At 72.1% G+C, this 20814-nt stretch carries 22 protein-coding genes and 1 pseudogene; 14 read left to right on the top strand and 9 right to left on the bottom strand.

From position 1 onward, the window contains the following. Positions 1 to 3 precede the first annotated feature (3 nt). A complete protein-coding gene (locus AC162C_RS14280; protein ID WP_484098114.1) occupies positions 4 to 1413 on the bottom strand; it encodes a cellulase family glycosylhydrolase in 1410 nt (469 codons plus the stop codon). A 166-nt stretch (positions 1414 to 1579) separates the two neighbouring features. Here AC162C_RS14280 and AC162C_RS14275 point away from each other — a divergent pair, with 166 nt between their 5' ends. From AC162C_RS14275 to AC162C_RS14240, 8 genes are all read left to right on the top strand, one after another. Next, on the top strand, positions 1580 to 1804 hold the full coding sequence (locus tag AC162C_RS14275) for a hypothetical protein (RefSeq protein ID WP_484098113.1): 225 nt from the start codon (positions 1580 to 1582) through the stop codon (positions 1802 to 1804). Between the two features lie 58 nt (positions 1805 to 1862). Further along, the gene (locus AC162C_RS14270) at positions 1863 to 2594 is read left to right on the top strand and encodes an ABC transporter ATP-binding protein (protein ID WP_484098112.1); all 732 of its coding nucleotides are present in this window, start codon (positions 1863 to 1865) and stop codon (positions 2592 to 2594) included. Beyond that, complete coding sequence (locus tag AC162C_RS14265; protein ID WP_484098111.1) at positions 2575 to 3924, top strand: hypothetical protein; 1350 nt, start codon at positions 2575 to 2577, stop codon at positions 3922 to 3924. The genes AC162C_RS14270 and AC162C_RS14265 overlap by 20 nt, the downstream gene beginning before the upstream one ends. Further along, positions 3924 to 4739 carry a PqqD family protein gene (locus AC162C_RS14260; protein ID WP_484098110.1) on the top strand — a complete coding sequence of 272 codons (816 nt, stop codon included), beginning with the start codon at positions 3924 to 3926 and terminating at the stop codon, positions 4737 to 4739. Before AC162C_RS14265 ends, AC162C_RS14260 begins: the two co-directional genes overlap by 1 nt. A gap of 20 nt (positions 4740 to 4759) precedes the next feature. Next, the gene (locus AC162C_RS14255; protein ID WP_484098109.1) at positions 4760 to 5014 is read left to right on the top strand and encodes a hypothetical protein; all 255 of its coding nucleotides are present in this window, start codon (positions 4760 to 4762) and stop codon (positions 5012 to 5014) included. Between the two features lie 30 nt (positions 5015 to 5044). Further along, positions 5045 to 5305: a hypothetical protein gene (locus tag AC162C_RS14250; protein ID WP_484098108.1), complete on the top strand. Its 261-nt coding sequence runs from the start codon at positions 5045 to 5047 to the stop codon at positions 5303 to 5305. Then, complete coding sequence (locus AC162C_RS14245) at positions 5302 to 5598, top strand: hypothetical protein (RefSeq protein WP_484098107.1); 297 nt, start codon at positions 5302 to 5304, stop codon at positions 5596 to 5598. Before AC162C_RS14250 ends, AC162C_RS14245 begins: the two co-directional genes overlap by 4 nt. A 63-nt stretch (positions 5599 to 5661) precedes the next feature. After that, positions 5662 to 8718, top strand: coding sequence for a 2-oxoglutarate dehydrogenase E1 component (locus AC162C_RS14240; protein WP_484098106.1), 3057 nt, complete (start codon positions 5662 to 5664; stop codon positions 8716 to 8718). Positions 8719 to 8751: 33 nt separating this feature from the next. On the opposite strand, the gene AC162C_RS14235 is transcribed toward AC162C_RS14240, so the two are convergent. After that, entirely contained in the window at positions 8752 to 8934 is a 183-nt protein-coding gene (locus AC162C_RS14235) for a hypothetical protein (RefSeq protein ID WP_462972603.1), read from the bottom strand. A 126-nt stretch (positions 8935 to 9060) separates the two neighbouring features. Here AC162C_RS14235 and AC162C_RS14230 point away from each other — a divergent pair, with 126 nt between their 5' ends. Continuing rightward, entirely contained in the window at positions 9061 to 9363 is a 303-nt protein-coding gene (locus tag AC162C_RS14230) for a hypothetical protein (RefSeq protein WP_462972602.1), read from the top strand. 39 nt (positions 9364 to 9402) lie between these two features. On the opposite strand, the gene AC162C_RS14225 is transcribed toward AC162C_RS14230, so the two are convergent. Both AC162C_RS14225 and AC162C_RS14220 read right to left on the bottom strand, forming a co-directional pair. Then, positions 9403 to 11184 (bottom strand): ABC transporter ATP-binding protein, encoded by a 1782-nt coding sequence (locus AC162C_RS14225; protein ID WP_484098105.1) that lies wholly within the window; start codon positions 11182 to 11184, stop codon positions 9403 to 9405. Beyond that, positions 11174 to 12931 (bottom strand): ABC transporter ATP-binding protein, encoded by a 1758-nt coding sequence (locus tag AC162C_RS14220; protein WP_484098104.1) that lies wholly within the window; start codon positions 12929 to 12931, stop codon positions 11174 to 11176. The genes AC162C_RS14225 and AC162C_RS14220 overlap by 11 nt, the downstream gene beginning before the upstream one ends. Positions 12932 to 13119: 188 nt before the next feature. Between AC162C_RS14220 and AC162C_RS14215 the strand changes: the two genes are divergently transcribed. Continuing rightward, entirely contained in the window at positions 13120 to 13578 is a 459-nt protein-coding gene (locus tag AC162C_RS14215; RefSeq protein WP_484098103.1) for a toxin-antitoxin system HicB family antitoxin, read from the top strand. 155 nt (positions 13579 to 13733) lie between these two features. After that, positions 13734 to 14540: a DUF4097 family beta strand repeat-containing protein gene (locus AC162C_RS14210; protein WP_484098102.1), complete on the top strand. Its 807-nt coding sequence runs from the start codon at positions 13734 to 13736 to the stop codon at positions 14538 to 14540. 36 nt (positions 14541 to 14576) lie between these two features. On the opposite strand, the gene AC162C_RS14205 is transcribed toward AC162C_RS14210, so the two are convergent. The 3 genes and pseudogenes from AC162C_RS14205 to AC162C_RS14195 form a co-directional block, all read right to left on the bottom strand. Then, complete coding sequence (locus tag AC162C_RS14205) at positions 14577 to 14930, bottom strand: hypothetical protein (RefSeq protein ID WP_484098101.1); 354 nt, start codon at positions 14928 to 14930, stop codon at positions 14577 to 14579. A 53-nt stretch (positions 14931 to 14983) separates the two neighbouring features. Next, positions 14984 to 15280, bottom strand: a pseudogene (locus AC162C_RS14200) (TlpA family protein disulfide reductase); the annotation flags it as partial. Positions 15281 to 15295: 15 nt separating this feature from the next. Next, positions 15296 to 15478 (bottom strand): TlpA family protein disulfide reductase, encoded by a 183-nt coding sequence (locus AC162C_RS14195; protein ID WP_462972595.1) that lies wholly within the window; start codon positions 15476 to 15478, stop codon positions 15296 to 15298. Positions 15479 to 15574: 96 nt separating this feature from the next. On the opposite strand from AC162C_RS14195, the gene AC162C_RS14190 reads away from it, so the two are divergent. Next, a complete protein-coding gene (locus tag AC162C_RS14190) occupies positions 15575 to 16627 on the top strand; it encodes a C40 family peptidase (RefSeq protein ID WP_484098100.1) in 1053 nt (350 codons plus the stop codon). Positions 16628 to 16705: 78 nt separating this feature from the next. Continuing rightward, on the top strand, positions 16706 to 18238 hold the full coding sequence (locus AC162C_RS14185) for a CoA-acylating methylmalonate-semialdehyde dehydrogenase (RefSeq protein ID WP_484098099.1): 1533 nt from the start codon (positions 16706 to 16708) through the stop codon (positions 18236 to 18238). A gap of 49 nt (positions 18239 to 18287) precedes the next feature. On the opposite strand, the gene AC162C_RS14180 is transcribed toward AC162C_RS14185, so the two are convergent. Then, positions 18288 to 19070, bottom strand: coding sequence for a hypothetical protein (locus AC162C_RS14180; protein WP_484098098.1), 783 nt, complete (start codon positions 19068 to 19070; stop codon positions 18288 to 18290). 102 nt (positions 19071 to 19172) lie between these two features. On the opposite strand from AC162C_RS14180, the gene AC162C_RS14175 reads away from it, so the two are divergent. Then, positions 19173 to 19604, top strand: coding sequence for a DUF6941 family protein (locus AC162C_RS14175; RefSeq protein ID WP_462972591.1), 432 nt, complete (start codon positions 19173 to 19175; stop codon positions 19602 to 19604). A 9-nt stretch (positions 19605 to 19613) separates the two neighbouring features. Here AC162C_RS14175 and AC162C_RS14170 read toward each other — a convergent pair whose 3' ends face one another. After that, positions 19614 to 20798, bottom strand: coding sequence for a M20/M25/M40 family metallo-hydrolase (locus AC162C_RS14170; protein WP_484098097.1), 1185 nt, complete (start codon positions 20796 to 20798; stop codon positions 19614 to 19616). Positions 20799 to 20814: the final 16 nt, after the last annotated feature.

Here is a 20814-nt window from a genome sequence, read left to right as displayed (position 1 = left end):
TGGTCACGCTCCGACGACCGTGATCGTCCGGGTCGCGAAGCGCCCGTTCTCGGTGTTGAGCTCGACCACCGCCGTGTACCGCTTCCCCTTCGCGACCGTCACCGGCAGGCGCAGCCGCACCGTGCAGTCCGCCCCGAGGGGCACCGCCGTCTGCTGAACCCCGACGAGGGTCGCGCCGAGCGAGACGCGGGTCGTCGTGCCGACCGTCGTTCCCGCCGCGTTGTTCGCGCAGAACGAGCGGACGTAGACGGTCGCGGCCGGGTTGCGGGAGCCCCCGCGGACGCGGATCAGGCCGTTTCGCGCATCGACGGGCGTCGCCGAGCTCGCGAATCGCGGCTGCGCGGGCTTCGCGCCCCCGTCGCCGCGATAGATGCCGCTCTGCCAGAGGCTGCCCTGCGAGTCCTGCATCACGAACCAGACGAACATCTCGACGCGCTGATCCTTGCGCGCGATCGTCATCGCCTGCCGGACGTACGCCGCTTGCTGCGCCTCGGTGACGCCCTTCGGCTCGCCCGGCTTCGTCTCGTGACCGTACTCCGTGATCCAGATCGGGATGTTCGTGCGCCCGAAGCGCTTGTCGAGGTCCTTCTCGAACTGCTTCAGGGACGTGAGGCCCACGTTCGGGTAGCGCAGCTTCTGGTTCGGCTTCTGGCTCACGGGGAACGGATACGGATGCTGGGCCCAGGCGTCGAAGCGGAGGCGCTTGTTCGCCTTCGCGATGCCCTGCATGAACGTCGCGGGGGCGACGGTGTCGGTCTGCCCCTGTCGCTTCCGGTTCCGACCGTTCGACGACGTCTCGCCGATCGCGACGAGGGCCTTCGGGTTCCCGCTCTTGATGCCCGCGATCCCGGCGGCGGCGAGCCTCGCGTACAGCGCGGGGGACACGATCTTCCCCTTGCTGTTGAACTGGGGAAGGAAGAACGTGCCGAGGTTCGACTCGTTCCAGATGCCGTAGAAGCCCACGTACGGGTATCCCGGGTACCGCCCCGAATAGCGCGCTGCGACCGCCTGTGCGAAGGCCTGGAAGTCGCTCCAGCGCTTCGGCATGTACTGCGGCTTCGACTGTCCGCTGGCCCACGACGGGGTGCCCCAGATCGTGATCAGCACCTCCATGTCGCGCTGCTGCGCATTGCGGATGAACTCGTCGAGGTCGTCGAACTGGTACGCGGGATCGAAGGGGTCGCGTGGGTTCGCCGGCCTCGTCGGTGCAGTGAGATGCCATTGGACGAGCGTTCGGACGATGGATGCGCCGTTCTGTCCGGCGCGGTCGAGCGCCTCCTGTCGGCCGCCGTCGAATCGGAGCACCGGGTCGTCGTGGAAGCCGACCCACATCCGGTCGGCTGCGACGCCGGTCGCGGTTGCTGCAGCAGCCACGACGCTGGCGACGGCGAACAAGAGAACGAGACGTCTCACGGGGAAGCTACCTCCTTGAGGGGGACGATCGACATCCACGCTAGCGATGCCGCGTTAGCACGATGTGAAGGGCCAGTCGCCCTTTCGACACGAACCCGCTACCCCCTCGTTCGACCTCCCCTCGTAGCGTGAGCGAGGTCAGCCACGAAGGGAGAAGGAGGTCGAGATGGGAGCGACGCTCGCGCTCGCGGAGCCGACGTATACGGCACCTGCGATCAGCTTCGAGACGGAGACGGCACAGGCCGACGAGGCGGTCTGGTGGGTCGTGTTCGTGGGTCTCGCCTACGCGGTTGCACTCGCGTGGGCCACGTACTGCCGGATCACCGGCGGATACCCGGAGATCTCGTTCGGGTGGAAGGGCTTCAAGGTTGCCTGCAAGTCGGCGCCCTGAGCCCGAGCAGTGGGGAGGCGCTCGCCTGGGCGCCTCTCCACCGCTCCTCGCGCGCGGCATGTGCAAGAGGTACGGAACGACCTGTGCGCTCGACGGGGTGGACATCTCGGTCGACCACGGCGAGATCGTCGGTCTCGTCGGCCCGAACGGCTCCGGGAAGACGACGGCGCTCCTCGCGGTTGCCGGGCTCGTCCGCCTCGATGCCGGGGAGGCGGTCGTTGCCGGGTGCGCTGCGGGCACGCTGTCCGCCCGAAGGGCGCTCGCGCTCGTCCCGGACGACCCCGGCGGCCTCGACGAGCTGACGGTGGCCGAGCACATCGACCTCGTGCTCGCGCTGCACGGCTCGGGCGAGCGGGGGCGCCGGCGTGCGGGCGTCGTCGCCGGGTCCCTGGGCCTCGACCGGCATCGCGCGGTGCGGCTCGGGTCGCTGTCGCGGGGCCTGCGCCGCCAGGCCTCCATCGTCGCTGGCCTCGCGGTCGACGCCCCTCTCGTCGTCGTCGACGAGGCGACGGCGACGCTGGACCCGGAGGCCGTCGTCGTCCTCCGTGAAGCGCTCCGTGTGCGCGCAGCGGCAGGCAGCGGCGTTCTCCTCGCCACCCAGGACCTCCACTTCGCCGAGCAGCTGTGCGACACCGTCGTCGTGCTCGGGCGCGGTCGCGTGCTCGCCTCGGGTGGGCCAGGCGCCCTGCGCCGGGCGCACCGCGCGTCGAGCCTCGAGGAGGTCTTCCTCGTCGAGACCGGAGCGGGCGTGCTCCGCGAACGGGTGCGGCGTGAGCTGGCCGCTCTTTGACGCGACCGCACGGGCACAGGTGCGGCGCCTCCGGAGCGCGGCCCGGCGTGCGCCGCTCGCGACGGCGACCGCAACCGCGGCGTGGGCCCTGTCGCCGGTGCTCGCCGTCCGGGCGGGTGGGCGCGTGGCGGAGATCCTTGCGCCCGTCCTCGCGGATGCTCGACTCGCGCGCGCGGTCGTGATCGGCCTGGTCCTGCCGGCAGCAGCCGCTGGGGCAGCAGTGGCGCTGGCGTCACCCGGCGTCGCCGCCCTCGGCGGGTCGGTGGCATCGGCACCCGTCTCCTGCTCGGCGGCCTACGCCGCCGTCGTCCTCCCACGATTGATCCTGACGACCGTGCTCGTCGCCCCGCCGGTCGTCGCGACCGTCGTCACCGTCTGTCTCCCGTCGCCGGGGGGCGTCCCTGCGGCCGCCGGCGTGCTCGCCGTGCTCGCCGCCTCCACGGCGACGGGCGGCCTCGTCGCAGAGAGCGTGCTCAGGCTCGTGCGGAGGGTGTCGATCCCGATCGGCCTCGGGGTGCCCGCGGTCGGAGCGGCCGCCATCTGTGCGGCGAGCGAGCTCGCGGCCCGGGGGTTGTCGGGGTCGGTCGGCTCCGCGGTGGGGGTGGCCACCGCGGGCTCGATGCTGGGGGTCGCGACGGGGGCTCTGTGGCTCGTCGTCGCCTCCGGGCGACCCTCCGCCGTCGTGCGGCGGCGTGTCCGCACGCGTCGGCGCGTGTTGCCCCCGGTCGAGGCGAGCGCCCTTGCCGTGCTCGTGCGGGCGCCGGACATCCGGCCTGCCCTCGTCACGGCTCTCTGCTTCGGCGCGGTGTCGCTGGCGCTCGGAGCGCTCGCGGCGGAGATCGGGCCGGCCGTGCTCCTGGCATCGGGTGTCGCGGCGCTCGGAGCCGCGCTCGCGCCGCTGTCCGCTGCCGGGAAGGTGTCCGAGGGGCGGTGGCTCTGGTCGGTGGGTCGGCCGCTCCGGATCACCGTCGGGTGGCTCGCCGCGACCGCGGCTGCCGTGCTCGCCGTGATCGGCCCGCTCGTGGGTGCCGGCGTGCTCGCAGGAGCAGCTGTGGCGGCCCTCCACGGAACCGTGATCGCGATCGTCGCCTGGGCCGCAGGGATTGCCGCCGGCGCCCTCGTCCCCCGCCGGTCTCCGTCCCTCGCCGACGATGCCGCCGTGCTCGCGGCGTTCGTCGCCGTCGCCTCGGTCGGGGTCTCCGGGATCGCCGGTGTCCAGGAGGTCATGGCGCGCGTCGGTGCGCCCGGCCTCGTCGGAACGGCGCTCGCTCTCGGGCTCTGGTGCGCCTTGGCCGGCGTGCTCCAGTGGAGGCGGGTCGGAGGCGCCTGATGCTCGAGCCTGCCGACAGCGTCGTGCTCGCAGCCGGTGTGCGTCTCGAAGGAGCCGTCGTGGTCGACGACCTTCGGGGGAGCCGGCTTCCCGTCAATCCCACGGCGCGGTTCGTGCTCGAGCGTTCCGGCTGGCCGCTCGGAGAGATCGCGATCGAGCTCGCCGCGGCGTACGGGCTCGACCCCGGGCAGGCCCGCGACGACGTCTTCGCCTTCGCGTTCCGGCTCAACCGGCTGCTGCTCGCGAACGTCGACCGGGGACGCGGACCCGTTGCGCGCATCGCCTCGTGGGTCGGCGCCGTGCTGCATCTCGCCCCCTCCGGTGGGTACCCACGTCCCGCATGGCGGCGGGTCGCACTCGACACCACCTCCCGCCTTCGGTCGGGAGTGGGCGCCGTGTCGGCGGTCCGGGCGCGTGCCGTCGCGCTCGGCGTGCTCGCGGCGGCGCTCGGGACGCAGACGGCCGGGCTCTCGCGGGTGGCGCCGCCGACCGCCTGGTTGGCCGTCGGGGCCGCCGTCGCCGTCGGTCTCGCCGTGCACGAGGCCGGTCACGCGCTCGCGTTGTCCGGTGTCCCGGCGGCGATCGCCCTCGCCGGGTCGCGGACGTTCGTCATCCACAGCCGGCTCGTCGGAGCCCGGCGCCGGCTCGTCGCGGCCGCCGGGCCCTCGGTGCCGATCGCGCTGGCGACGCTCGCGGCGGGAGTGGCCCAGCCCGTCGAGAGCACGGCGCTCGCGCTCGCCGGCTGCGCGTTCGGTGGCCATGCGATCGGTCTCACCGTGGCGACACGAGACGGGAGGGAAGCGTGCGGACAGTGAGAGCAGCGATCCTCGGGACCGTGGCTGCGGGGGTCCTCGCGTACACGGTGGCGACCGCGGCCGTGATCGTCGTCGCATCGTCCGGGTCCGTGCTCGACCTGGGGCTCGGTCCCGTCGCGGTGCTGTCGGTCGACCAACTCCCCGACGACGGCGGAACCGTGACGACGCTCGGGCCGGGGCTGATCGTCGTCGCCCTCGTCGGCGGCCTCGCCAACGCGGTCGCGGCGTTCGTGATCGCCCGGCGGGAGAGACGGCGTCCCGGCCGAGCTCGGTGACGACGCCGCCATCGCGTAGACTGCGCGCTCATGGTCTGGGAAGCGGTCTTCATGCTCGTGTTGCTCAAGATCCCCGTCGTCTACCTCGCGCTGGTCGTCTGGTGGGCGATCCGGGCTGAGCCGGCCGACGACCAGCTCGTCGTCGCCACGGTGTCCGACACGCCGCCGACCGGCCCCGCGTGGGGCGTCGGCGATCGCTCGCGCCCCGCCGGTCGTCGGTCTCGCGGTCCCCTCCGTCCGATCCCCGGGCGTCCGAGGTCGGGCGTCACCCGTGTCGAGGTCCGCCGATGAGCACGATCGATCGCCCGGACGCCGCCACGCGTCATTCGTCGGTCGATGCCGTCGCCGGCCTGCTCGCAGTCGGGTCGTTCGTGCTCTCGGGGATCGCGGCAGGACTGGGACTGCTCCTCCAGCTCGACGCCCACCCCGCGCGGACCGCTCCCGTCGCCCTCGTGCTCGCGATCGTCGCGGGGCGCATGAGCACGCGGTTCGAGCGGCTGGCGTTCGCCGCCGTCGTCGCAGCCATGATCGCCTGGGTCGTCGGGATGACGCTCGTGGTGATCACCGAGAACCCCATCATCTAGGCCTCCGGCGCTCGCTCGGGATCGTCGCGCGGCCTCTGTGAGGGCGCTGCTACAACTCGTGCAATGCCAGGGCACGAGCTGAACGGACTCAACGTCGCCTACGTCGCCCAGTTGCTGGAGGACTACCTCGACGCCCCGGCGAGCGTCCCCCGCGAGTGGCGCGACGTCTTCGAACGGGACGGTGACGTGTTGCTCGCGCTCCCGGGCCTCCGGCGCCTCGCAGAGCCGCAGGCACCTCGTCCGGGCCCCATGGTCGCACGGGCGACGCCCGCGCCGCCGGCCCCTCCGGCCCCGCCGTCGCAAGGCGCACGCCCCGATCGCGTCGACGAGCCGCCGCGGCCCGGCGCGTCTCCGATGCCCGTGGTGCCGGCGGTCGCAGCCGAGGTCGTCGTGGAGGCTGCACCGTCTACTCCGGCCCCGGCCCCAGCCCCGGCCCCAGCCGTCGCAACCGCGGCACCGGCGCAGGTCGTGCGCGCCGCGCCGCCGACGGACGAGCGCCACGTGTCCGAGCCCGACGACGAGCTTCTGGGGGCGATCGCTGCCGCGGCCCGTCTCGTCAAGGCGTACCGGACACACGGGCACCTCGCTGCCCGCCTCGATCCGCTGGGATCCGAGCCGATCGGCGACCCTGCGCTCGACGAGACCCGCTTCAACCCGGCATTGACGCCGGAGCTGCTGGAGAGGATCCCCGCACGCCTGCTGAACCTGTCCGTCGAAGGAGAGACGCTGAAGGACGCGCTTCCCCGGCTGCGGGACGTGTACACGGGGACGATCGCGTACGAGGTCGAGCACATCTCGGACTACGCCGAGCGCATGTGGCTTCGACAGGCGATCGAGTCAGGGCGATTCCGTCGGCCGCTCCCGGCCGAGGAGCGCAGAGCGCTGCTCGCGCGGCTCTCGCAGGTCGAGGGCTTCGAGCAGTACCTCCGCCGGGCGTTCCTCGGGCAGAAGCAGTTCTCGCTCGAGGGGCTCGACGTGCTCATCGTCATGATCGACGAGGCGGTCGAGTCTGTCGCGGCATCGGGTGCCCACCAGGTGGTGATCGGGATGGCCCACCGCGGTCGGCTCAACGCCCTGGCCCACGCCGTCGGGCGCTCGTACGAGTCGATCCTCCGCGAGTTCGAGGGAGAGCGGTCGTACGACGCCCTCGTCGTCGATCCGGAAGGCGGGACCGGGGACGTGAAGTACCACCTCCCCGCCTCCGGCACCCGCGCGACGCGTGCGGGCGAGATCGACGTCGCGCTGATCCCCAACCCGAGCCACCTGGAGGCCGTCGACCCCGTCGTCGAGGGCCGGGCCCGTGCCGAGCAGACGGACCGGTCGGGCGGCCCGGGGCTCCACGACCCGACCGTCGCCCTGCCGCTCCTCATCCACGGCGACGCCTCGTTCGCCGGCCAGGGGATCGTTGCCGAGACGCTCAACCTCCAGGGCCTCGACGGCTACACGACGGGCGGCACCCTCCACCTGATCGGGAACAACCAGGTCGGCTTCACGACGGACCCGTTCGAGGGCCGCTCGACGCGCTACTGCAGCGACCTCGCCAAGGGGTTCGACGTTCCGATCATCCACGTCAACGCCGACGACCCGGAGGCTGCGATCTCGGCGGTCCGGCTCGCGCTCGCCTTCCGGGAGGAGTTCGGCGACGACGTCGTCATCGACCTCGTCGGCTACCGGCGCTTCGGGCACAACGAGCAGGACGAGGCGTCGTACACGCAGCCGCTCCAGGTCGCGCGGATCGAGTCGCAGCCGACCGTTCGCCAGCAGTATGCGGAGCAACTCGTGCAGGAGGGTGTGCTCACCGAGGACGAGGTCGAGGCGATGGAGACGTCGGCCACCGAGTCGCTCCGTGAGGCGCACGAGCGCCTCCGGGCGGCGATCGCCGAAGCGCCACCGGTGCCGCCGCCGGCGGGGGAGCCGGCGGGCGGCCCACCCACCGGCGACGCCGTGATCACCGCCGTGTCCGGAGACCGCCTGCGGGCGCTGAACGAGGAGCTCCTCCGCGTGCCACCCGGGTTCGCGGTCAACCCGAAGCTCGCCCGCCAGCTGGAGCGCAGGAACGACGCGATGGAGCAGGGCGGCATCGACTGGGGCCAGGCGGAGGCGCTCGCCTTCGCGTCGCTGCTCGAGGACGGGATCCCGATCCGACTCACGGGTCAGGACACGGAGCGCGGCACGTTCTCGCATCGACACCTCGTCCTGCACGACCACCGGACGGGCGGCATCTTCGCCCCGATCCAGCACCTCGCGGGCGCGAACGCGTCGTTCGAGGTGTTCAACTCTCCGCTCTCCGAGTTCGCGGTGCTCGGCTTCGAGTACGGCTACTCCGTCGCCGCGCCGGACGCGCTCGTGCTCTGGGAAGCCCAGTTCGGGGACTTCGCGAACAGCGCCCAGGTCGTGATCGACCAGTTCATCACCGCCGGTCGCTCGAAGTGGGGCCAGACGTCGCGGCTCACGTTGCTGCTCCCGCACGGATACGAGGGGAACGGCCCGGAGCACTCGAGCGCGCGGCTCGAGCGGTTCCTGCAGCTGGGGGCCCAGGACAACATCCGTATCGCCAGCCCGACGACCGCGGCGCAGTACTTCCATCTCCTGCGGCGGCAGGCGCTCGATGCGACCGCGCGGCCGCTCGTCGTGATGACGCCGAAGGGCCTGCTCCGCCTCCGGCACGCCGCATCGTCGTTCGAGGAGCTCGCAGACGACTCGTTCAGGATGGTGCTCGACGACCCGAGCGCCGACCGGGAGCGGGTGCGGCGGCTGGTGCTCTGCTCGGGCAAGGTGTACTACGACCTCGTCGGGCACGACGAGCGCGCCGGCGCCCACGCGGTGGCGATCGCCCGACTCGAGCAGCTCTACCCGTTCCCCGTCGATGCAGTGGCGGCGCTCGTCGCGTCGTACCCGCACCTCGACGACATCGTCTGGGCGCAGGAGGAGCCGCAGAACATGGGGCCGTGGCGCTCGATCAGGCATCGCCTGGACGACGCGGCACGATCGAGCTTCGGGGTCAGTGCGAGCCGCTACGTGGGTCGCCCGTGGCGGGCGAGCCCGAGCGAGGGGTACCCGACTGCGCACCAGCGCGAGCAGGATCGGATCGTCCGCACCGCGCTCACCGGCGCCGACTGACGGCGCGTCCCGTCGAGGGCGGGTCGAGCGCGCTCAGACCGGGCCGCGTCGGGCGGCCGCCGCCTTCTTCGTCGCCCCCGCCGCCTTCGCGGCGAGCTGCGGCCCGTGCTTCCGGGCTGCCTCGAGCAGCTGGCGGCGCTGCTCCGGCGGGAGCTTCACCCACGTTCGATAGAGCACGAACGCGACGGCGGTCGGGCTTCGCGGGATGCGCGGCATCGGGGCATCGTCGCATATCGGCGCGGGCGCATGCAGACATGTCAGAAGTGACCGGCTTGCAGGGAATTCGTTCCGCGGTACACTCCCGCGGGGAGGCACTACGACGAGGACCGGAGGTTCGTCTCGGTGGATTCCGACACCACTCTTTCACGTGCGATCGAGGAGCACCTCGCCCTGCGAGAGCGGAACGCCGCGCTCGATGGCGAGATGCCGTTGACGGAGTACCAGCCCGACGACCCGTTCGAGAACCACCCGCTGTTCAAGTCCGAGGAGCAGGCACGGCTGGAGGAGACGCTCGAGCGCGTCGAAGCGCCGGAGCCGGTGCGATCGGTGCTGCCGTGGCCCGGCGAGGCGGACGCCGAGGACGACGCGTCGTCCGTCGACGAGAACCTCTGGACGCGGTCTCGCGATTTCGACTGGGGCGACTAGCCGGGCTCGCCGTACGCCGGTGACGGTTCGCGGCGAGCGCTAGCCCGGCGCGAGCTCGACGTCGCTGTGCCCCAGCTGCTCCGCCGGCGGCGCCTCGAAGGTGTGCGCGAGACGGCGGAACGGCCCCTCCTCGGCGAGGAGCGTGCGCTCGGTCCCCCGCTGGACGATCCTGCCGCGCTCGATCACGAGGATCTCGTCGGCGCGGCGCACCGTCGCCAGCCTGTGGGCGATGATGATCGAGGTCCTGCCGTGGAGGAGCGTGTCGAATGCGCGCTCGATCAGGACCTCGCTGGGCCGGTCGATGTTGGACGTCGCCTCGTCGAGGATGAGGATCCGGGGATCCGCGAGCAGGGCTCGTGCGATCGAGATCAGCTGACGCTCTCCCGCCGACAGCCCGGCGCCGCCCTCGCGCACGACGTGGTCGAGCCCGAGCTCGAAGCGTGCTGCGACACGGTCGACGCCGACCGCGCCGGCAGCTGCCTCGACCTCCTCGTCGGTCGCCTCGGGCCGTCCGAAGCGGATGTTGTCGGCGATCGTCCCACTGAAGAGGAACGGATCCTGGAGCACCACGCCGAGCTGTCGACGGTACGTGCGCAGCTGAACGAGCCGGAGGTCGGTGTCGTCCACGAGAACCGCGCCCTCCAGCGGGTCGTAGAAGCGCGCGATGAGCTTCGCGGTCGTCGACTTGCCGCCTCCGGACTCGCCCACGAGCGCGATGCACCCGCCGGGCGGGATGTCGAGCGCGATCCCCTTGACGACGGGATCGTCGCCATAGGCGAACACGACGCGATCGAGCACGAGCCGTCCCTCGATCCGGCGCATCGGCTTCGCACCGGGGCGATCGACGATGTCCCGTTCCGCGTCGAGGACGGTGGAGATCTTCTCCATCGCCGCCGCTGCGGCCTGCACCTGCCCGTAGAGCTCCGACAGCTCCTGCAGCGGCTGGAAGACGAGCGAGAGCAGCCCGACGGCGGCGACCAGCGTCCCGATCTCCAGCGCCCCGGCATCGATCATGCGGGCCCCGGCGAAGAGGACGGCGGCCGTCGCGAACACACCGAGGAACTGGATCGCCGGGAAGAAGACCGACGAGAGGCGCTGGGCGCGGACGTTGGCCGTGCGGTTCGCGTCGTTCAACTCGTCGAACTCGCGCTGGAACGCCCGCTCGCGGTTGAACGCCTGCACGATCGCCATGCCCGAGACGGACTCGGCGAGCTGCGCCGTCACGGCGGCGATCCGCGTGCGGACCTCCGAGAACGCGACGTGCGAGCGGCGTTGGAACCAGCGTGTCACCAGCATTCCCGGGGGGAGAACGAGCAGGGCGACGAGACCGAGGCGCCAGTCGAGGAGGAAGAGCCCGAGTACCGCCGCGATCAGGGTGAGGGAGTTGACGACGAGCGTCGTCAGGCCCTGGTTGAGCACGTCGGACAGCGCGTCGACGTCGCTCGTGAGGCGCGCGATGATCCATCCGGCCTTCTGCTCGGAGAAGTAGCGCAGGGAGAGGGAGGTCAGGTGCTCGAACAGGTTCCGACGGAGCTCCACCACCATCCGCTGCCCGATGCCGGCGAGCATCAGCCACGTCGCGGTGCCGAGCCCCCAGGCGAGCGCGTTGACCACGACGTACAGGACGACGTCGACCGTGAGACGCGTCCGGTCGCCGGCGCGAATGCCTGCGTCGATGACGTCCCCGACGATGTGCCAGCCCACGACGGGGGCTGCGGCCGAGCACGCGGCGAGCAGCATCACGCCGAGCGCGCGGCCGCGCTGGCCCTCCGTGTAGAGCCACAGGCGGGAGAGGCCCGTGCGATGTCTCCTACGCGGCAACGGCCTCGTCTCCGAAGAGAGTCGCGAACGGCCCGGGACGGGTGATGAGCTCGGAGGGATGTCCTTCCTCCACGATCCGCCCGTCGGCGAGCACGACGGCGCGGTCTGCGACGAGCACCGTGGAGAGGCGTTGGCTCGCGAGCAGGACGGTCCTGCCCGCGACCGCGGAGCGGAGGTTCGTGACGAGGTGTCGCTCGGTCTCCGTGTCGACCGCCGACATCGGGTCGTCGAGCACGAGGATCCGGGCGTCCGCGACGAGGGCCCGGGCGAGCGCCACCCGCTGGCGCTGTCCTCCGGAGAGGTTGACTCCACGCTCGCCGATCAGCGTGTCGTAGCCGTGTGGCAACTGCTCTGCGAACAGCGACACGCCCGCGGCCTCGCAGGCCCGGAGCACCTCCTCCCAGTCCGCCTCCGGCCTGGCGGCCAGCAGGTTCTCGCGCAGCGTGACCGAGAAGAGGACGGGGCGCTGCGTGACGATCGCGACGGCGCTCCGGAGCTCCGCGAGACCGACGTCACGCGTGTCGACGCCCTCGATCCGGACGACCCCCGCCGTCGGATCGTAGAAGCGGGGGAGGAGGTTCAGGAGCGAGGTCTTCCCCGATCCGGTCGCTCCGCAGACGGCCACGATCTCACCGGGCGCGACGGCGAACGAGAGGTCGGTGAGCACGTCGCCTCCTGAGCCGTACCGGAACGACACGCGCTCGAACGACACCCCGAGGGGCCCGTCGGGCAGCAGCACGGGGCGGATGGGCTCGGGGAGCGGCTCGATGCCCTCGAGCCACGCGAACGATCGGCCCGCCGCGGCCGTCGCCCGCTGGCCGAGGTTGATGATCCAGCCGAGGGCCTCGAGCGGCCAGACGAGCTGGAGCAGCAGCGTGATGAACAGGGTGAACTCCCCGATCGTGAGCTGGCCGTCGATCGCCTCCCGGCCGCCGACCCAGAGCACGGCGGCGATTCCGAGCGTGGGGAGGAAGACGAGGCCGGGCAGGAACCGTGCCTCGACGTTCGCCTGGCGCATCGTCTCCGACCGCACCGCCTCCGCCCGCGACCCGAACCGGTCCCGGACGTCGTCCTCCCGACCGAAGGCCTGCACCATCTCGATGCCGACGACCGCCTCGTCGGTGGCCTCGGTGAGGTGGCCCTTGCGCTCCTGGACGCGGCGGGAGATCGGGAAGACGCGATGCGCGAAGAGGTACGTGAGGATCGCGATCGGCGGCATCGCGATTGCGGCGTACAACGCCAGCCGCGCGTTGACGGCGGTCAGGACGACGGCTGCGCCGACGAGCATCATCGCGCTCTGCAGCGCCTGGATCACGCCCCACCCGATGAAGTAGCGCACGGGGTAGATGTCGTTCGTGGCGCGCGAGATCACCTCGCCCGTGGCATGACGGTCGTAGAACGCCCGCGGGTACCGCAGGTACGCGTCGTAGAGCAGGCCCCTCAGGCGGGCCTCGACGGCGATGCCGATGCGGGCCGTCGAGAACCTCCGGACGAAGTTGAAGCCGAACGCGGCGGCGCCGGCGAGGACGATCCCCGCGAGATAGGGGACGAGCATCTGGGGGTGGTCGCCGTCGATCGCGTCGTCGATCGTTCGCTGCACGAGCACCGGGATCAGGAGCGAGAGCCCGGTGTAGACGAGCGCGCACGACAGTCCGACGATGACGAGGCGCCCCTGCTCCCGCCAGAGCGGGTAGAGGCGGCGAAGGGTTCCGCGGAGCGGGAGATCGACGGGGTCGACGGCGGTCACGCGGGACGCGTCCTCCGGCGCTCGTGGACGTGGGTGGTGGCGCGGCGGGTCTGTCCGATGGCCCCCTCCATCGCGGGCCCGGGCACGATCCGGAGCGGGCCGCACCATAGCAGGCGCGTCATCGGCGACATACTACAGACATCACAAAATGGTCTTGACAGACATCATTTTGATGTCATACTGCAGGCATGGATATCAGTCGCTACGTCACGGCACTCCAGCACGACCTCGCCGCCGCGGCCGCACTCGGCGACGAGGCGACCACCGAGGCGGGGCGCCGGCTGTCCGACGCCGTCGAGTCCGCCCTCACGCTCCGCGTCCTCGACCTCTTGACCGAGGCCGCCGTCGCCCTGAGTGGCACGCTGCGCTCGGGGCACGTGGAGGTCCGCCTCGCGGGGCGCGAGCCCGAGCTCGTGTTCGTGGACGAGGTACCGGGTGCGGACGACGTCCCGACACCCGGCGACGATCTCAGTGCGCGGATCACGCTCCGCCTCCCGGAGACGCTCAAGGTCTCGGTCGAGACGGCGGCGGGGCAGGAGGGTGTCTCCACCAACGCCTGGATCGTGCGCGCGCTGTCGCGGGCGCTCGACCGACGCTCCGGGAGCGGTCGCACCGGCAACCGGCTGCAGGGCTTCGCCCAGAGCTGACACGAAAGGAGCAGAGCGATGCTGTTCACGACCTTCAATCTCCCCGAGGACGTCCATCTGCTCGCGTCACGCACCGGTCGCCGCTCCGGGGGAGACGTCAGGGTCGATGCCCGTCCGCCGACGGCGAGTCTTCCGGAGCCGTCGGTGGTGAGGCAATGACCACCTTCGACGTCCGGGGGCCCGTCCGCCTCCGGCTCACCGTCCCCGCCGGACGCGTCGAGGTGGAGCCGGGCGAGGACGACCGCGTCGAGGTCGAGCTGCGTGCACTGCGCAACGACGACGCCTCCACGCGAGCAGTCGAGGCAACCCGGGTCGATGCCGTCGAGCGCGGCGGAGGCCACGAGATCCGCGTCGAGGTGCCGCGCAGGGAGGGAGGGCTGCTCTCGCTCGCGCGGCAGGCGAAGGTCGGCGTCCGCGTCCGCTGCCCCTCGGGGAGCGACGTCGACGTCGACTCGGCGTCGGCCGATCTGGACCTCCGCGTCGACTGCGGGGCCGTGACCGTCAAGACGGCCTCGGGTGACGTCACCGCAGCGCGGGTCGGGGCTCTCTCCGTGACATCCGCGAGCGGTGATGTCGCGGTCGCGTCCGTCGATCGCGACCTGTCGGTGAAGACGGCGTCCGGCGACGTCGTCGCCCAGGCCGTGGCAGGTGTCGCCAAGGTGCATTCCGTGTCGGGCGACGTCAAGCTCGGTCGGGTCTCCGCCTCGTGCACCGTCGGGACCGTGTCCGGCGACCTCGAGATCGAGTCGCTTGCGAGCGGCGGCCTGCGTGCGAACGCGGTGTCCGGCGACGTCGACGTCGCCGTCCAGGGCGGGCTGCGTCTCTGGATCGACGCACAGTCGGTCAGCGGGTCGATGCGCTCCGACCTCGACCTCGGCGACGCGCCGAGCGCCGATGGGGGCGATGTCGTCGAGCTCAGGATCCGGACGGTCAGCGGAGACGTCCAAATCCGGCGCTGCTGAGCCTTCCCGCCGGGCGGCCTTCCCGCCGCCCGGCCCTCACGATTCGGCGTCCTCGTCCGCGAGCGCCTCGGCCAGGAGGCTCAGTGCGAACGCCTGCCACGCGAGGTCGGGATCGGTGAGGAGGAGGTGGAGGCCTTCGGAGCCACCCCGCAGGCCCCGCGCCTCGGGCTCCAGTGCGCGCAGTCCTGCGCGCAGGGCGGCACGCCGGTCGGGGCGGTCGAGATCACCGGCGATCGACGTCACAGCGCGCCCGTGGAGCTCCGGGCGCCTCCGCGGGTCGCCCCCGGTGGCGAGGAGCAGCTCGGCGCGCCGCACCGCGGCGTTGCGCTCGGAGGGATCGATCTCGACTTCGCCGCGGGCGAGGAAGCAGAGCAACGCCCACTGATCCACGGGATCCGCGCGCTCGAGCGACCTGATCCAGTCGCGTGGTCCTCCGCGCTCGGCTATGGCAGGCGCGCGATCAGGGCGTTCCAGCGGGCCGGCGTCCCGGCCGCCTGGAATCCGGACACGAAGCGGCCCTTCGCGTCGATGAGGACGAACGCGGGCTGGTACGTCGCCCCGAACTTCCGTGCGAGCGCGCGCTTCGGGTCGCGAATCGAGGGCCACGTCCACCGGTAGCGCTTCTGGAACGCCTTGGCGTCGGCGAGGTCATCGACCGTGTTCAGGCCGAGGAAGACGACGGCGTTGCGCCCCCGCTTCTTCACCTGCTTCTTCACCCAACGTGCGTAGGCGCCTGCCTCGCTGCGGCACGTGCTTCACCACGACGACCAGACGTTGATGAACACGGGCTTCCCGCGGAACTGGGCGAGGTTCACACGCTTCCCCTCGAGCGTCAGGCCGACGATGCGGGGAGCCTTCGGCCGCGTCGCCGTCTCACCCGGCGCGGCGGCGAGGAAGAGGGTCCCGAGTGCGATCAAGGTGCTCAGGGCGCGAACCATTCGCTCGAGGGTACCGGTCCGGCTGCCCGTCGAGGTCGCCCCGGACGAGGGAGTCGGCCCTTCACTGCGCGCGCCATCCCGCCGATACAGGGAGCGATGCGTCGCTCAGTCGTGTCCGCATGCCTCGCTCTCGTCGGTGCGCTGTCGCTCGCGGCCGTCGCGTCGGGAGGGTCGTCGCGCGCCCTCGCGAGCTGGGCGGCGCCGCAGATCGAGGCGGTGGTCGCCGCCGGGGCGATGGGCCCGGACGTGGCGTCGTTCCGTCCCGACGACGCCGTGACGGCGGGCGAGCTCACCGATGCGCTCCTCGTCCTCGGGTGGAGGGCTCCGCTGCCTGCCGATCCGGGCCGTGCGCTGACGATGCGGGAGCTCGACGCCAAGATCGTGATCGCCGTCGGGCTGCGACCGGTGGCGACGCGCATCCGCGTCGCGGCTCGCGACGCGGGGCTCCGGCCCACTCCGTTCCTCGGCACCGAGACCGTCGCACGGGTGCTCGGGCTCCGCACGAACCACCCGGTGGGGCAGGAGGATCTCGAGCGAGGGCCGAACGAGCTCGCATCCCGCGCCGAGGCCGCGTACTCGCTGGCGCGCGTCCTCCAGCTCTCCGACTGGCAGAGGACGTCGCTCGACGAGGCCTCCCGCTCGCTGGTGTTCCCGGAGATGAGCGACCAGCAGGCGGGGATCGTGTCCCGTGCGTTGCGTCTCGTCGGCTACCCCTACGTGTTCTCCGGGACGTCCGAGCGAAGACAGCAGCTCTGGAGCTCGTCGGCTCCGGGCGGGACCGTGAGCGCCCCCGGGGGCTTCGACTGCTCGGGGCTCGTGTGGCGGGTCTACAAGCTCGAGCCGTTGCCGCTCGTGCCGGAGCTCGCGTCGGTGATCCAGGGCCGCACGACCTACGCGATGAGCGCCGAGGTGCCTGCGGCGATGCGGATCGCGATCGACGCGCTCGAGCCCGGGGACATCCTGTTCTTCGGGTCGCGCGGCGTCCGCTCGAAGCCGGCACAGATCACGCACAGCGGCATCTACGTCGGCTCCGGGTGGTTCGTCCACTCCTCGTCCAACGGCGTCACGATGCAGCCGCTGCAGGGGTGGTACGAGACGCGGTTCGCCTGGGCCCGCCGCCCGCTCGAAGAGCTCGCGCTCGGCGTCTGACCCGGGCGTCGGCGCACGCACGCGGGAGATGCCGCTGCGCGCTAGTCTCAGAGGCTCACGTCAGGAGGAGAATCTGGGATGACAGAGCTAGCCGACGCCCCCTCCGTCACCGAGAGCGAGGGCGAGAAGAGGATCAGCCACTGGATCGACGGGCGCACGGTCGCCGGTGAGTCGGGACGATCGGGCCCTCTGTACGAGCCGGCCACGGGTCGCCGCCAGGGAAGCGTCGACTTTGCGAGCGTCGAGGAAGTCGATCGTGCGGTGCAGTCCGCGCGGGCGGCGTTCCCGGCGTGGCGGGCGCTCTCGCTCGCGAAGCGCACCGAGCTGTTCTTCCGGATCCAGGCCTTGATCGATGCCCATCGGGACGACTTCGCGCGTCTCCTCGTCTCCGAGCACGGCAAGGTCTTCACCGACGCGAAGGGCGAGGTCGCGAGGGGCCTCGAGGTCGTGGAGTACGCCTGCGGGATCCCGACGCTGCTCAAGGGTGGCTTCTCGGAGCAGGCCTCGACGGGGATCGACGTGTACTCGATCCGGCAGCCGCTCGGCGTCGTCGCGGGGATCACGCCCTTCAACTTCCCGGCGATGGTCCCGATGTGGATGTGGGCCCCGGCGCTCGCGTGCGGCAACTGCTTCGTCCTCAAGCCGTCCGAGAAGGATCCGAGCGCGTCGCTGCTCACCGCGGAGCTGCTCAAGGAGGCCGGCGTGCCGGACGGCGTCTTCAACGTCGTCCAGGGCGACAAGGTCGCGGTCGACGCGATCCTCGAGCATCCCGGGGTCTCCGCCGTGTCGTTCGTCGGCTCCACGCCGATCGCGCGGTACATCTACGAGACGGGGACCAAGCACGGCAAGCGCGTCAAGGCGCTCGGCGGCGCCAAGAACCACATGATCGTGCTCCCCGACGCGGACGTGGACATGGCGGCCGACGCCGCGGTCAGCGCCGGCTACGGGTCGGCAGGCGAGCGGTGCATGGCGGTCTCGGTCGTGGTCGCGGTCGGCGACGTGGCAGACGCCCTCGTGGACGCGATCAAGGAGCGGCTGCCGGCGGTCGTCGTGGGCGACGGCATGGATCCGGCATCGGAGATGGGCCCGCTCGTCACCGCGGAGCATCGCGACAAGGTCGCCGGCTACATCGAGAGCGGTGCCGCCCAGGGTGCGACCGTCGTGACGGACGGGCGCGAGACGGCGCCGGAGAACGACGGCTTCTTCCTCGGCGTCACGCTCCTCGACAACGTCACGCCGGAGATGGACTGCTACCGCGACGAGATCTTCGGCCCGGTGCTCTCCGTCGTGCGCGTCCCCACGTACGACGAGGCGATACGGCTGATCCACGAGAACCCGTACGGGAACGGCGCCGCGATCTTCACGCGCGACGGCGGTGTCGCCCGCCAGTTCCAGTTCGAGGTCGAGGCGGGCATGGTCGGGATCAACGTCCCGATCCCCGTGCCGGTCGCCTACTACTCGTTCGGGGGGTGGAAGGCGTCGCTCTTCGGAGACTCCCATGCCTATGGCCCGGAGAGCGTGCACTTCTACACGCGGGGCAAGGTCGTGACGAGCCGGTGGCCCGACCCGGCGACGAGCAAGGTCGACCTCGGCTTCCCACAGACCCGGTAGCCCGTCAGAATCACGTGGGTGGGGGCGGACCTGCGGCTCCGCCCCCCACCTACGCGGCCGCGCCCTCTCGTCGGACGGTGACGACGAGTCGGGCCCGTCCGCCGCGCCCGACCCGGAGTTCGAGCGCGAGTCTCCCTGCGCGGAGCGGCGTCACGCGGGCGACGAGGGCTCGCTCGGCCCCCGGGGCGAGCCGGAGCGGCACGCGCGGCATCTGCACCTTGGACGCCGGTCGTGTCTCGAGGGCGATCGCGCCGACGAGAGCCGCACCCGGGCCCCGGTTGAGGACTCGGATACGCACGGCGAACGGACGCCCCACGACGGCCTGCGCGGGTGCCTCGAAGACGTAGGAGACCTCGGGCGGCCCGGGGGCTCCTGCCGGCGAGATCGGGATGCGCGCCCCCGACCGGTCGTTCGCCGCGCGCGGATCCGCGCTCGACGAGAGGCGTGCCTGGAGGCGCACGGCGCCCGCTCGCGGCGAGGCCGAGACGTGGAGCACCACGCGGGCGACCTCGCCGAACGACGACACGCCGACCGTGCATCGCACGCTCCGCCCCGCGTCCGGCCGACCGCAGCGTCCGCCGACCGCCCCGGTGCGGACGATCGTGCCACCGGACACGGCCACCGTGAGCGTCGCCGCGCCGCCCGCGTCGGGCCCGCGGTTCTGCACGACGACGTCGGCCACGGCGATCTGGCCGGGCTCGACCGAGCCACGGTCGAACCGGGCGCCGACTCCCAGGTCGGACTCCGCTGCCGTCGCGTTCCCCCGGGCGGCCAGCGCGAGCGCGGCGGCGAGCGCCACGGCGACCAGCACGAGCGGCAGGCGCGCCCTCATTGCGGTTGAGCGTACCGGCAACTCACGGGGGCCAGCGTGTGCCAGGCTCCCGGGTGGCGGGCCGCCCTCGTCGCCACGGCGGCATGTGCGAGACTCGCGCACGTGAAGGTGACGATGTTGCTCGCGGACTTCGCGCAGGTCGCCGACGGCAAGCTCACGATCGTCGGCGGCGGCTGGTCGCTGACCGGGCCGGAGCCCGTCCCGTTCTCGATCGCGCTGCTCGTGCAGGTTCCGTGGGACCGGGCGAACGAACGGCATCGCATGCGGCTCGAGCTGCTCGACGCGGACGGCGCGCCGGTCCTGGTCGACAGCGACGACGGCGAAGAGCCCGTCGTCGTGTTCGACGACGCGCCGTTCGAGGTGGGGAGGCCTGCCGGCCTCAAGCCGGGAACCGACCTCGACTTCCTGATCGCGCTCAACTCGGCGCCCATCCCGCTCGAGCCGGGGAGGTACGTCTGGAAGCTCACGATCGACGGGGTGAGCGACCCGGACTGGCGCCTCGCCTTCACCGTCCGCGAGGCGGACGACACGTGACGACGGGTCTCACCAGACATCGCCGAGCAGCCCGGCGTCGACGGCCGCGACGAGCCCCGCGACGACGCCGCAGCGGATCGGGATCGTGGCCGTCTCGATGTACTCGTCGGGGCCGTGGTCGAGCCCGCCGACCGGGCCGAGCCCGTCGAGCGTCGGGATCCCGCGGTGCGCCGTCCACGACCCGTCGGACACGCCGCCCGTGAGCGCTTCGCCGAAGACGTGGCCGAGGTCGGCGCCGAGCAGGATCGCCGCCTCGGCGAGCGAGGCGACGGCGGGCGTGCGCTCGAACGCGGGCGGTCCGCCGAGGTTCTCGAGGGTGAACTGGATTCCGTCGTGCTCCCCGAACGCTGCGACCTCGCCGACCGCCCACCCGAGGTCGTCCTCGGTGATCGCTCGCAGGTCGCCCGTCAGCGACGCGTGGCTCGCGACCGTGTTGAGGCCCTCGCCCCCGACGACGCTCGTCAGCTGGAGGGTGACGCCGACCCTGGAGTGGTGCAGGTCGAGGAGGCGGATCGCCTCCCGTGCGAGCGCGTGGATCGCATTGCGCCCCACGTCGGGCTCGACACCGGCGTGGGCGGCGTGCCCGCGAGCCTCGATCCGGAACCACGTCGCGCCCTTCCGGGCGGACACGACCTCGCCGTTCGGGCGGCCGCACTCGAGGCAGAGCACGGCGTCGAATCCCTCGAGTCGGTCGATCGTCTCCGGCGCGTGCGGGCGGGACTCCTCGTCGGGGACCGACACGACCTCCAGGCGGGCGAACGGCCGCGGCCCGCGGGCGAGCAGCCGTGCCGTATGCACCGCGACCGCGAGCCCGCCCTTCATGTCCGCGACGCCGGGCCCGTAGCAGCGAGCGGCGTCGCGACGGAACGGGCGTGCCAGCGCCGTGCCGTGCGTGAAGACCGTGTCGTGGTGGGAGAGCAGCGCGACGCGCGCGGTGCCCTCGCCTTCGAGGACGGCGTGGAGGTACAGCCCGCGCTCGCCTGCGGGCACGAGCTCGGGGTGGAGACCGTAGCGCTCGAGCGTGTGGGCGAGCTCCGCGGCGAACCGGTCGAGAGCGCTCACGTCGCCGCCCGGCGTGTCGGCGTTCACCCAGGTCTCGAGGTCCGCGACGACCGATTCGAGGTCTGCGTCCGTCGCCGCCGCGACGCGCCGGGCCTCGCCGATCACGTCGTCTCGGTGCACCGGATGAGTCACGGGAGGATCCTACGGC

It is taken from the genome of Gaiella sp., from assembly GCF_057140465.1.
This window is presented reverse-complemented; position numbering and strand designations above follow the sequence as displayed.

Bases quoted from the DNA above. Each gene is read 5' to 3' on its own strand.
- AC162C_RS14270 (WP_484098112.1), top strand. From the start codon at position 1,863: ATGTGCAAGAGGTACGGAACGACCTGTGCGCTCGACGGGGTGGACATC.
- AC162C_RS14195 (WP_462972595.1), bottom strand. From the start codon at position 15,478: ATGGTTCGCGCCCTGAGCACCTTGATCGCACTCGGGACCCTCTTCCTC.
- AC162C_RS14210 (WP_484098102.1), top strand. From the start codon at position 13,734: ATGACCACCTTCGACGTCCGGGGGCCCGTCCGCCTCCGGCTCACCGTC.
- AC162C_RS14240 (WP_484098106.1), top strand. From the start codon at position 5,662: ATGCCAGGGCACGAGCTGAACGGACTCAACGTCGCCTACGTCGCCCAG.
- AC162C_RS14235 (WP_462972603.1), bottom strand. From the start codon at position 8,934: ATGCCGCGCATCCCGCGAAGCCCGACCGCCGTCGCGTTCGTGCTCTAT.
- AC162C_RS14275 (WP_484098113.1), top strand. From the start codon at position 1,580: ATGGGAGCGACGCTCGCGCTCGCGGAGCCGACGTATACGGCACCTGCG.
- AC162C_RS14245 (WP_484098107.1), top strand. From the start codon at position 5,302: ATGAGCACGATCGATCGCCCGGACGCCGCCACGCGTCATTCGTCGGTC.
- AC162C_RS14190 (WP_484098100.1), top strand. From the start codon at position 15,575: ATGCGTCGCTCAGTCGTGTCCGCATGCCTCGCTCTCGTCGGTGCGCTG.
- AC162C_RS14185 (WP_484098099.1), top strand. From the start codon at position 16,706: ATGACAGAGCTAGCCGACGCCCCCTCCGTCACCGAGAGCGAGGGCGAG.
- AC162C_RS14215 (WP_484098103.1), top strand. From the start codon at position 13,120: ATGGATATCAGTCGCTACGTCACGGCACTCCAGCACGACCTCGCCGCC.
- AC162C_RS14250 (WP_484098108.1), top strand. From the start codon at position 5,045: ATGGTCTGGGAAGCGGTCTTCATGCTCGTGTTGCTCAAGATCCCCGTC.
- AC162C_RS14180 (WP_484098098.1), bottom strand. From the start codon at position 19,070: ATGAGGGCGCGCCTGCCGCTCGTGCTGGTCGCCGTGGCGCTCGCCGCC.
- AC162C_RS14260 (WP_484098110.1), top strand. From the start codon at position 3,924: ATGCTCGAGCCTGCCGACAGCGTCGTGCTCGCAGCCGGTGTGCGTCTC.